We start from the raw sequence: 9666 nt of genomic DNA on the forward strand, positions 1-9666 counted from the left end.
ATCAATATCTATCAAGCCTCGATCAAGTTCGACTTCAGTAAAATTACTACTATGCAGTTGGGGGATATCTTCTTCCTCAGTCGAACTTTCTTGCAAGATATCCTCCAACTGTTCGAGGGATTCTTGAAACACTCGATCGACAGCGCGCCGCTGTTCTGGCTGATTTTGCTCCATAATATTAACTTGAAAATCCTGATTTACTGACTTAATTTTGATTCTAGTTCCTACAGATTTAAATTTTGCACTTATAACATCATAGTTGTGTGCTGTATCAACTTTAGCAGTGGTTATCAAGAATATCGATAGCTGTCTCCAATTGCTAAGACTGGAGATTTATGGCGATGCTACGGGTAGACTAAATTAAGTTTGGCTATGTTTAGGTAAGTTTTATAAAACAGGTCTAATACTTAATTTGATAGACTATCCTAAATTTGAAATTATAAAAATTGGTAGCTCAGGGCTGATAACTAACTATGAGTGAAGCCTTATTCTGTATCGAAAATTTGCGAGTTGCCTATCCTGGGCGAAGTGGAGAAGAAGCAAGCTGGGCGGTTGATGATGTATCTTTCACCTTGAAACCAGGTGAAAGAATGGGATTGGTGGGAGAGTCGGGTTGTGGTAAATCAACTATCGGACGGGCAGTAATGCGTTTACTACCATCCTCTAGCCGTATTGAGGGACAGGTGACATTTCAAGGACAGTCCGTGTTTGACTTGATACCTAATCAGTTACGAAAATTTCGGGGAGAGGCGATCGCCTTAATTTTCCAAGATCCTATGACACGGCTCGATCCGTTGATGACCATTGGTAAGCATTGTATCGAAACCCTCCAGGCGCACTCACCAGAATTATCAACGCGGGAAGCTAAAGAAAAAGCACTTGCTACCTTGGCAAAAGTGAATATTCCAGTTAGTCGCTGGAATCAGTATCCTCATGAGTTTAGCGGTGGAATGCGACAACGGGTAGCGATCGCTTTAGCTTTACTCCTCAACCCCAAGTTTATTGTTGCTGACGAACCCACTACCAGTTTAGATGTCACCGTATCCGCGCAGATATTGCAAGAATTAACTCGCCTATGCGGTGAAGAAAACATGGGATTGTTGCTGATTTCTCACGATTTAGCAATGGTGGCTGAGTATTGCGATCGCATTGGCGTAATGTACAACGGCAAGATGGTCGAAATGGGTTCTACAGAAACCGTATTTAGGCAACCTCAACATGAATATACGCGATCGCTTTTAAAAGCAGCATTACATATTCAAGCAGTAACTGATAGTGGAGAATTGATAATTGCCAATGACGAAGAAAAGCAATTACCGATTATTAATCAGCAATCTCCAATTTTGAGCGTTACAGAACTCAAGCAACACTACACTATAGAACCTAACTTTATCGAACGACTGCTTAACACACAAGTGCAGACAATTAAAGCAGTAGATGGAATCAACCTGGATCTTTATTCAGGAGAAATTCTCGGTTTAGTCGGGGAATCAGGTTGTGGTAAAAGCACGCTATCACGAACAATATTGCAACTAATTCGTCCCACTAGTGGCAAAGTTGAGTTTTTAGGAAAGGATTTAACTAAACTATCGCGTCAAGAAATTCGTTCCTCGCGGCGACAAATACAAATGGTTTTTCAAGACCCTCATGCTTGTCTCAATCCAGCGATGACAGTGGGACAAAGTATTGCAGATCCTTTATTTATCCACAATTTAGCCAATCCTGCCAAAGCAAAAGAACAGGTTTTGTGGATGCTAAATAAGGTTGGCTTAACACCGCCAGAAGTGTATTATGAGCGTTATCCGTCGGATTTGTCTGGTGGACAACAGCAAAGAGTAGCGATCGCTCGTGCTTTGATTACTCACCCGAAACTCTTAATCTGCGATGAACCAGTGAGTATGTTAGACGCCAGCGTTCAGTCGCAGGTGTTAGATTTGATGTTGCAATTAAAGGAAGAGTTTGAGTTAACTTATCTATTCATCACTCACGATCTTTGGTTAGCTCGATTTTTGTGCGATCGGATTGCCGTAATGAATGGTGGTAAAATTGTCGAACTTGGTCTGACAAAAAAGATTTTTGCCAATCCTCAGCACCCTTATACCAAAACTTTACTAGCTGCTGCTCCCTTACTAGCACGCGCTTAACTAAAAGACTTCCAGTAAAAAACACTCCATTGTAGTAAGGGCGTAAAGCTTTGCGCCCTTACAAATCTAGAAATAATTTGGGATAATTTATTTTTTGTAAGTCCCTAAAAGAGAAGGATAGTAAGATTCAAAGCCTCTCTTCTAAAAGGAGAGATATTACAAGTATGTCTAAGGATAGATTGACAATATATTTGTTCGTCGAATTTATCCTGCCTTATTAGCAAACTGGTTATAATTATCTTCCATCTCCCTCAGAAATCAAATTCTCATATACACAGTATTTATATGGGACGTGTTCGTTCTAAAGCTGACCTACCTACAAAAATCTGTCCGGTATGTCAACGTCCTTTCACATGGCGTAAAAAGTGGCAAGATTGTTGGGACGATGTGAAATATTGCTCAGAACGTTGTCGTCGTCGCCGTTCTGAAGCTCAAAATGAAACCAACCGCGATACAGACGCAAATAGCGCAAGAGATTAATGGAGTTACAGGTGCAACCTAAATTAATTATTCATGGAGGGGCTGGTAGTTCTCTCCACGGTAAAGGCGGATTAGAGGCGGTGCGCCGATCGCTCCATACAGTAATAGAAGAAGTTTATTCTCTGCTATTGTCAGGAGCAACTGCCTCTGAGGCGGTGGTGCAGGGTTGCCTAATGCTCGAAGACAACCCCCGTTTTAATGCTGGTACTGGTTCAGTATTGCAATCCGATGGACAAATCCGTATGAGTGCTTCCCTGATGGATGGTGCATCAGGGCGGTTTAGTGGTGTGATTAATATTTCGCGGGTGAAAAATCCGATTGATTTAGCGCAATTTTTACAAAGCTCGCCAGACCGAGTGCTATCAGATTTCGGTTCGGCTGAGTTGGCGCGGGAAATGCAAATTCCCAGCTATAACGCTTTAACTGATTTGCGGTTACAAGAGTGGATACAAGAGCGCCAGGATAATTTTAAAAGCACAATGGCTGGCGTGGTAGCAGAACCCGAACTGCTAGAAACTAGCAATGCCGGACGCGGTACCATCGGTGTAGTCGCTTTAGATGCATCTGGTAAGCTAGCTGCTGGCACTTCTACTGGTGGTAAGGGATTTGAACGGATTGGCAGGGTAAGTGATTCGGCGATGCCAGCAGGTAATTATGCCACTAGTAATGCTGGTGTTAGCTGTACTGGCATTGGCGAAGATATCATCGATGAGTGTTTAGCCGCACGGATTGTAGTGCGTGTTACTGATGGGATGTCACTGAAGGAGGCGATGCAGCGATCCTTTGGGGAAGCCCACGAGAACAAACGCGATTTGGGAGCGATCGCCTTAGATGCTAGTGGAGCGATCGCTTGGGGAAAAACTAGCGAAATCTTACTCGCTGCCTACCACGATGGCGAAAAAGTTGGTGACACTTTGGAATGGAATGATAGCGAATTGATTGGCTATTGTTGAATCAGTTTCAGTGCTTCGGCTAAAGTTTCTTGCTGGTCAACCATTGCAGCTAATTCTTGGGCTTCATAACGCCCTTCAAAAGCTTCTAGCGCCGCTCTTTTCAGTGCAACTTGATATCCTTGTTCCAGAATATCGATTAATTCTGCTTGATTCAAGTAAAAACCACCGGATTTGCGGCGCTTGTTTATTTTGTTGATTTCCCGCACTGTATTTTCTATTAAAACATCCCAAGAGCGAGTAGAACGTTTTTCGGCCATTTGTTTAATTAAATGGATGAGCAGAATCACACCATAACTATCAATTTTATTGATTTTGTCACTGAGGCTCATTTCTTCTAACTCATCCACCAACAGCAACGCCTCATGGATTTTGCCTTGTTCTAGAAATTGCCTAAGTTCTAGCAGTTCTTCCATGTATGTTATGTGTTGAGATTTTGACTATACTACTAATCTAGTTAGATTAGACATCTGGCAAAAATCGTAGTTTTATAGTCTAAAACCACAGATCGAGCGCAATTAACACTGATGAATTATTTATGCCGATCTGTGGTTTCATTTTCAGCATTTTTCCTCTGCCAAGCTGGTTTCACCACCTGACGACTACGGGCAATTACCAGAGAATCATCAGGCACATCTTCTGTCACAGTAGAACCAGCTGCGATATAGACATCATCTCCCAAGGTGAGTGGAGCCACTAAAACGCTATTGGCGCCAGTTTTTGTCCGATTGCCTATTTTGGTGCGATGTTTCTTCACACCGTCATAGTTGGCAGTAATTGTACCAGCACCAATATTCACCTGATTGCCGACAACAGTATCACCTATATATGACAAATGGGCTGCATTGGTGCGATCGCCTAATTGCGTATTTTTCAATTCCACAAAATTCCCTACACGGCAACCAGCACCCACCTGTACCTGACCGCGCAAATGAGTATAAGGGCCAATCCGACTTCCGGCCTGCACGGTGCTATTTATGACTACTGAATATTGAACTGTGACATTTTCACTTAACTGACTATTTTCAATTAAACTTCCCGGCCCGATGTGACTTCCTGTTTGAATCACTGTATTTCCCCGCAGGTGCGTTTGGGGTTCAATAATTACATCTGGCTGCAATTCCACTGTTTCATCAATGGTGATGCTTGTGGGGTCGATGAGGGTGACACCCGCCAGCATCCATTTGTCTTTGACCCGTTTTTGCAAAATTTCGTATGCTGCTGCCAGTTGCAAGCGATCGTTGATGCCGAGAATTTCTTGGTAATCCTCCACATCCACTGCCATTACTTGTCCCACCTGAGTCACGGCATCGGTAAGATAGTATTCTTTCTGGGCATTGTTTGCCTGGAGGTGGGGAAGCACCTTTGCCAAATCTGGCCAGCGAAAGCAGTAAACTCCAGCGTTAATCCGCTGATTTTCTCGTTGAGCAGCTGTACAATCCTTGTGTTCGACCATTTTCTGCACAATATTTTCATCGTTACAAAAAACGCGCCCGTAGCCTGTGGGGTCAGGTAGGTGCGAGGTGAGAATAGTGGCAGAGTTTTGATTTCGGACGTGAGTTTGTAACATCTGCTTAAGAGTTTCGCTGCGTATTAACGGTAAATCGCCGTTAAGTACCAGCAAATCTCCAGTGTAATTTTCCAAGTGAGGAAGTAATTGCTGGATAGCATGACCTGTACCCAATTGTACAGTCTGTTCGACAAACTCCAAACTGGGGATTGAATGCATGGCGGCTTGCACTTCCTCGGATTGATATCCCACAATCACGATTCGCCGTGAGGGCGAAAGTGGTTCTACACTTTCGAGAACTCTCTCTACTAGCGATCGCCCACCCAAAGAATGTAAAACCTTGGGTAAGCGTGATTTCATCCGTGTGCCGCGTCCCGCCGCTAGAATTGCTACAACTACCATAATTAGCTATCAGCTATCAGTGAAATGTGATTAATGCTGTTGGTACTTTAAAATCTCGGCTCAAATCATACCAGCTAATTATAGAAGACTGAAAATATTAAAGGAGTCGGAATTCTGGAGTCGGTATAACTTTACTCCTCAAAAGCAGAGATTATGATAATACCAATTAGCGTTCATTACATTAGCTACAAGTTATTACTCCCTATTCCCCACTCTTCCCTTTTTCCTGACAAGAGCAAATAAAGTCTGCAAACTGCTGCATTAGTTTGGGATTACGCCAACCGGAATCAGTTTCTTCTTGCATCACTAAAAGTGCTTCTGCTGAAGTAAAAGCTCTTTTGTAAGGTCGTTCACTGGTTAGGGCATCATAAATATCAATTAACTGAAACACTTGCGCCAGGTAGGGAATATCATCCCCCTTGAGTTGATCGGGGTAGCCTGAGCCATTCCAGCGTTCGTGGTGATGACGAATAATCGGAATTACACCGCGCATACTCCGTAGTGGTTGGCAGATTTTTTCTCCAATCAAAACGTGCTGCTGCATAATTTGCCAATCTTCGGGGGTAAGTTTGCCTTTTTTTAGCAGCACAGCATCGGGAATACCTACCTTACCGATATCGTGGAGATAACCACCCCACATCAAATCTCGAATTTGATAGCGTGAGAGGCTGAGGTATTCACCAAAAACTTGTCCCAGTTTTACTAGACGTTCGCAATGGTTGCCTGTATTAGGATCGCGGCTTTCAATGGACATGGCAATGGAAAACAGTACTTGTTCGGCATGGTCTAAATCTTCGTTCAGACGCTTCTGCCGCACCAAGGACTTTACACGCGCCGCGAGTTCCACCCGATCAAAGGGTTTGGTGAGAAAATCATCTGCCCCAACTTCAATTCCCCGAATGCGCGATCGCCTGTCATTTAACGCTGTAATAAAAATTACTGGGATTAACCTAGTCTGCTCATCTTGTTTAAGCAATTGGCACACTTCAAATCCATCCATTCCTGGCATCATTACATCCAGCAAAATCAAATCTGGTTGTTTTTGAGTTACCAATCCGACAACAATAGAACCACTGTCCGCCTCAATCACTTCGTATCCTTCCATCCCCAAGAGGGCAACAGCAGTCATCCGGCTGGCGGCATGATCGTCAACCACTAAAACCTTCGGCGGATCTAAATCAAACCCATTCACTTTAGAACCTTTGGCTTGTAGTGTTCTACAGACCAATGAATCATCATCACAATTAACATCAGATTTTATCCAAGAAGACATTGCTTGCCTATCTTCAAGCATAAGGTCTCCTTGAGATAAGCCTAAAGAATAACCCTCCGCATTTTGCGATTCCACGGCATGATTTGAACCGATACTCTTCACTGTGCTAATGGGGTTTGACCCATTAACAATTTTTTCTGTAAAGCCTGTATGGTTGGATTTCCATTGAATCACAAAGGCACTCCAAGTTTTTGCACAAGTTAGTTAACAGTGTCAGATTTGAAAAACAAATTTAAGATTCGACTGTATCTGAGTCAGAGTTTCGATATGGATTATGCATGATGTCAAGCTGCCGATGGAATTTTTCGTAGTATGTATCTTTTATGTTACGAACAAGGTGTATCTTGTTGTCAAATTTTTTGCTTCTAATTCCAGTATGATAAATTCTCACAAATGTTAAATCAGGTTTTTTACGGAGATTTTTTCGCTTTGTGGCGTCAGAAAGTGTTATAATCTGACTTCTTTATATCGAAATATCTGATTTGAGTTTCAAGTCTTTATAGTAATCATTGTAATCATTAGATATAAATGTTTTTATTTACTCAGTTTACTAAGTTATAGCAATACTCAAGTACTGTTAGAGACTATGTGATATTGAATACTAACATATAGATTAAGCTATTTGGCTCGTAAAAACTCGTTGAATTAGGCTTGCAGTCTATAGATGTAGTATGTTGTATGACATTGTAATCAAACTACAAACTAGTTCCCATAAAATCCCTACCTTGTGTTCCTAATAGCCACCTTTTTCGCCAATGAGAGGCAGATTCTAGACAAGAGGTTTGTTGCTCTTGTTGTCGCCGCTTGACTATGACTTCAGTTGGATCGCTCAATTGAGGATCGCGATAGGGAATAGCAGCACGAGTTAGCAAGTGTTCTTTTTCAACTTCTGAGAGGGTAGTGATTGGGGAGTCGTCTTTAGACTCAACATTTTGAGAATGTGTTGCCACGGTACCAGGCGATCGCCTTCCTACGGGTGGGGTAGAAGATATCACCAAGCCAGCAGACAAAAGTGCTGTGCGTACAGCAGCAGCACAAGAATAAGTGGCTAATAAACCATCTGGGTGTAAACACAATGACAACTGTTTAATAAATTCAACAGTCCATAATTGAGGACACTGTGGTGGTGAAAAGGGATCGAGGAAAATTGCATCTGCCCAGAAACCCGACTGACGTACTAGGGCGATTGTAGTTCTAGCATCGCCAATTAGTAGCTTCGCTTTCAAGCAAGGTGTTTGCACTTGATGCTCAAAAGCTAGCTGTTTCAAAATTTTAATATAGTTAGAGTTCCAATTGTCGAACAAATGATGAGCGATCGCCGCTTGTGGAACTGCTGGATTCAGTTCTAAACCGATTACTTCAACATAACAACTAGGATTCACTGCCCAAATTGTCTGCAAAGCAGCAGCTGTGTTATATCCTAGACCATAACAAACATCCAATAGTCGCAAGATCGGTTTTTGCGCTGCTGTAGCCAGTTGAGTAGGTTCCACAAACTTGCAAAAACTTTCCTGTGTAGCTCCAGAATCGCTGTGAAAGGATTCACCAAACTCTTGAGAGACAAAGGTGAAAGAACCATCTGCTGTTAACTTAGGTGTAAAATTCTCTAAGTCTGACATCTTACAAAAAAACTAAATGATGACTAATGCCCAATACTTCGGCTTCTCTACGAGACGCTACGCGTAGCTTGCTTCCCCAAAGGGGTACGCTCAGTACAAGTCCCCAATTTGTTGTTTCGCCAGCTTGGCTGTTTGAACATCTAGAAGATCCGCAAGTCGTTATTGTGGATTGTCGCTTTTCTTTAGCCGATCCACGACTAGGACAACAACAGTATCAAACAAGTCATATACAGGGTTCATATTACTTAGATTTGAATCAGGATCTTTCCAGTCCAGTGGATAAGCATGGCGGGAGACATCCTTTACCTAACCCTAATGATATAGCTAACAAATTGGCAGCGATTGGGGTAAATTACCAAAAAAGTTTAGTTGTAGCTTATGATGATTCGCGCTTTGCCTTTGCGGCTCGTCTATGGTGGCTGTTGCGCTATCTAGGACATGAGCAAGTAGCAGTACTAGATGGCGGCTTGGCTGGATGGCAAAAAGCTGGGTATTCTGTTACAGATGTTATTCCTTCTCCCCGAATGGGTATGTTTGTCCCTCAAGTACAAACAGAAAAGGTGGTAGATATTACAGCGGTGAAAAGCCGGAAAGATAGCGACGAGGTAGTATTGGTAGATTCAAGAGAAAGCGATCGCTACCGAGGCGAACGAGAACCAATCGATCGAATTGCCGGACATATTCCCGGTGCAGTCAACTATCCCTGGCAAGAAGTTACAGACTCTTCTGGCTACCTACTTCCTGAAGAAGAACAACGCCATCGGTGGGAAAAGCTAGAAACCGCGGAAGAAATATTGGTATATTGCGGTTCTGGCGTTACTGCTTGTGTGAATTTGCTTTCTTTAGAATTAGCTGGTATTAGCAAGGGTAAACTTTATGCTGGTAGCTGGAGTGATTGGATTTCCTATTTATAGTCATTGGTCATTGGTCATTGGTCATTGGTCATTGGTCATTAGTTTTTAATAAAGGATAAATCCCAAAGGGCAAATGACTAATGACAAAGAACAAATTTCAAAACTGACCTAATTGAAAACCGTAATTAATAGTGAAGAACCAGCCATCAAAATCAATGTTTTCGGCGGTTGAACTACCTAAACTTACTCCAGCTTGTACATTCATATTAATGGTGTCGGATATTCGGTAATTTAAGTGTCCGAATAGCCGATAAAATTCGTCTTCTCGATCGCGCTGGGTAAAGTCTGATAAGTACATCTGGTAGCCAATACCAACTTGGAGAGACTTTTGCAAGTAGTAGTTCAGAGACACCCAAAAGGAATTGATTATCCGA

General features: G+C 42.5%; 9 protein-coding genes and 1 pseudogene. 4 read left to right on the top strand and 6 right to left on the bottom strand.

Annotated features, from left to right (window positions below):
- Positions 1-294, bottom strand: a 294-nt coding sequence (locus tag IQ229_RS02840; RefSeq protein WP_194041102.1) for a hypothetical protein, incomplete at its 3' end; no start/stop codon positions are given.
- Between the two features lie 179 nt (positions 295-473).
- Here IQ229_RS02840 and IQ229_RS02845 point away from each other — a divergent pair.
- The 3 genes from IQ229_RS02845 (at position 474) to IQ229_RS02855 (ending at position 3577) form a co-directional block, all read left to right on the top strand.
- Entirely contained in the window at positions 474-2144 is a 1671-nt protein-coding gene (locus IQ229_RS02845) for a dipeptide ABC transporter ATP-binding protein (RefSeq protein ID WP_194041104.1), read from the top strand.
- 285 nt (positions 2145-2429) lie between these two features.
- Positions 2430-2624, top strand: coding sequence for a DUF2256 domain-containing protein (locus tag IQ229_RS02850; protein WP_194041106.1), 195 nt, complete (start codon positions 2430-2432; stop codon positions 2622-2624).
- Complete coding sequence (locus IQ229_RS02855; RefSeq protein WP_194041108.1) at positions 2624-3577, top strand: isoaspartyl peptidase/L-asparaginase; 954 nt, start codon at positions 2624-2626, stop codon at positions 3575-3577. The genes IQ229_RS02850 and IQ229_RS02855 overlap by 1 nt, the downstream gene beginning before the upstream one ends.
- Here the strand turns inward: IQ229_RS02855 and IQ229_RS02860 are convergent.
- From IQ229_RS02860 to IQ229_RS02875, 4 genes are all read right to left on the bottom strand, one after another.
- Entirely contained in the window at positions 3568-3990 is a 423-nt protein-coding gene (locus tag IQ229_RS02860; RefSeq protein WP_194041110.1) for a DUF29 family protein, read from the bottom strand. The two genes, IQ229_RS02855 and IQ229_RS02860, sit on opposite strands and share 10 nt — an antisense overlap.
- Before the next feature lie 116 nt (positions 3991-4106).
- Positions 4107-5486, bottom strand: a complete 1380-nt coding sequence (gene glmU / locus IQ229_RS02865; RefSeq protein ID WP_194041112.1) for a bifunctional UDP-N-acetylglucosamine diphosphorylase/glucosamine-1-phosphate N-acetyltransferase GlmU — start codon at positions 5484-5486, stop codon at positions 4107-4109.
- A gap of 202 nt (positions 5487-5688) precedes the next feature.
- Positions 5689-6933: an HD domain-containing phosphohydrolase gene (locus IQ229_RS02870; protein ID WP_194041114.1), complete on the bottom strand. Its 1245-nt coding sequence runs from the start codon at positions 6931-6933 to the stop codon at positions 5689-5691.
- 521 nt (positions 6934-7454) lie between these two features.
- A complete protein-coding gene (locus tag IQ229_RS02875; protein ID WP_194041116.1) occupies positions 7455-8378 on the bottom strand; it encodes a tRNA (5-methylaminomethyl-2-thiouridine)(34)-methyltransferase MnmD in 924 nt (307 codons plus the stop codon).
- 26 nt (positions 8379-8404) lie between these two features.
- On the opposite strand from IQ229_RS02875, the gene IQ229_RS02880 reads away from it, so the two are divergent.
- Complete coding sequence (locus IQ229_RS02880; RefSeq protein ID WP_194041118.1) at positions 8405-9292, top strand: sulfurtransferase; 888 nt, start codon at positions 8405-8407, stop codon at positions 9290-9292.
- Between the two features lie 97 nt (positions 9293-9389).
- Here the strand turns inward: IQ229_RS02880 and IQ229_RS02885 are convergent.
- Positions 9390-9666, bottom strand: a pseudogene (locus IQ229_RS02885) (hypothetical protein); the annotation flags it as partial.

The sequence above is a fragment of the Nostoc cf. edaphicum LEGE 07299 genome, from assembly GCF_015207245.1.
Classification (GTDB): Bacteria; Cyanobacteriota; Cyanobacteriia; order Cyanobacteriales; family Nostocaceae; genus Nostoc; species Nostoc edaphicum_B.